Genomic DNA, 1,956 nt, shown 5'->3' on the forward strand with positions numbered 1-1,956 from the left:
GGTCGGGTGGCCCGGGGGAATTTCACCCCCGGGCTCCCACAGATCCCGGCGTGACAGTCTCCCGTCACCGGGCTCCTATCATCCTGGTCACCAGATCGAGTGGACCCATTTCCAATGGGCAAAGAACAGCGGGTACGCGGTGGTGACCTGCTTCCATCGCCGGTGGAAATTCTTGAAGGTCTTCAGCCGTCGGTATTTCTTGCGGACCCAGCGCATCAGGTAGTAGTTGATGCGCCTGAGGAGGGGATACAACTCAGTGCGATAGAAGGCACCGTAGTACTGCATCCAGCCGCGGATGATGGGGTTGAGCCATCGTGCGAACTCGCCGAGGGTGTAGCCGATGTGCATGTGGAGCCGCCAGGAGCGGACCTCCATGCTCATCTTCTTCAGGGCGTCCTTGCTGGGCGCCGGAAGGAATGAAGTGAAGATCTTCCCGTTCCGGTCTCGCGCTGGGCGACGCTGGAACGTGAAACCGAGGAAGGTGAACGACGTTGTCACGACACCGTCGTGGCGCCCGTCTCTTCCGCAGTACACGATCCGGGTCTTGGCCGGGTGCAGTTGCAGGCCGACCTCTTCCATCCTGTCCCCGATCGCCGTCAGGACCTCACGGGCCCGGCGCTCGGAGTCGCAGTGCACGACTGCGTCATCTGCGTAACGTTCGAACTGGACATCCGGAAAGTTCCGGGAGAGCCAAAGATCGAATGCGTAGTGCAGAAACAGGTTCGCCAACACGGGAGAAACCGCTGAGCCTTGTGGGGTTCCGCGGACTCTCTGCCGCAAGGTGCCGTCGGGAAGTTGCAGTGGAGCGGCAAGCCACCGCTTCACATACAGCACGACCCACGCGGCATCGGTATGAGTTTCCACCGCCTTGATGACGAGGTCCCAGCGGACGCTGTCGAAGAATTTGGAGACATCGAGATCGACGGCCCACTTCTTCTTCCAGCACCGCCGCCGGCATACTTCGACCGCGTTCAGAGCTGACCTGTTCGGCCGGTAGCCGTAGGAGTCTGGGTGGAACACCGGCTCCACCCGTTTCTCCAGATGAGCAGCCACCACCGTCTGGGCGATTCTGTCCGCGACCGTGGGCACACCGAGCAAACGAACCCCGCCGCCATGCGGCTTCGGGATTTCCACACCTCTCACCGGAGGGGGAAAGTAGCTTCCCGAGGCCATCCGATTCCAGATCTTATAGAGGTTCCCCTTCAGATCCTTCTCGAACTCCTCGATCGTGCAGCCATCCACCCCCGGAGCACCCTGGTTGGCCTTGACCTTCAGGTACGCCTCCCAGACCTCCATCTTCGATATCTCGAACGACTTGATCTGTGACTTCAGCTCGCTCACGCAGCTCCTCCCAGGGAACTCCTGGTTGACCGAACAAACGAACCACGGACAATCCGGCCCCTTCGCTCCGCTCCCACCGCGCCCAGCAGGAGGTTCACCGCTACTACGAACCGGTCCGCCAACACACTCCGCATCGGTACTCAGTTCCTCGCGGGTTGTCCGCTTGGAAGGCTCCCTTTCACAACACTGCACAAAGAACGCAGGGTTGAGGCATCGAAGTGTGTCTTCCCACGTTCCGCACGAAAGCAGCAGACCAGATTCACGTCGCCTCCACGCCGGGCACCACCTGGCCAGTAAACGGGTTTCTGCCAGACTCATCCCGGGCCAAAAAGTAACACCCGGTTCTGATGCCTTCTCATCAATAACGACGCGTCAACAGCGATCCCCTACAAGGGGACTGCGCTCCGTCTCCCTGGTCCCCACCTGACGCCTCGCGGACGCCTTTTCCACAGTCGCTCACCACGGTCACGTCACCGCTCCCGCAGCATGTGGCGGTTTGAAGCCACCCCCCGCAGGGCGACTCCGAAGGGCCGAAAATCCTTCATCTCTCGTGCAGCACCGCGTTCAGCTACTCAACTACCGCAAGCAGCCTCCCGCGTTCGTGGCACACCTTTT

1 protein-coding gene is annotated in these 1,956 nt (G+C 60.9%); it reads right to left on the reverse strand.

Annotation, left to right across the window (positions count from 1 at the left end; translation table 11 throughout):
• Positions 1-87: 87 nt before the first annotated feature.
• The gene (ltrA, locus tag ACFYXB_RS45895) at positions 88-1,341 is read right to left on the reverse strand and encodes a group II intron reverse transcriptase/maturase (RefSeq protein ID WP_389591452.1); all 1,254 of its coding nucleotides are present in this window, start codon (positions 1,339-1,341) and stop codon (positions 88-90) included.
• Positions 1,342-1,956: the final 615 nt, after the last annotated feature.

This window comes from Streptomyces sp. NPDC002619 (assembly GCF_042889305.1).
In the GTDB taxonomy this organism is placed as follows: domain Bacteria; phylum Actinomycetota; class Actinomycetes; order Streptomycetales; family Streptomycetaceae; genus Streptomyces.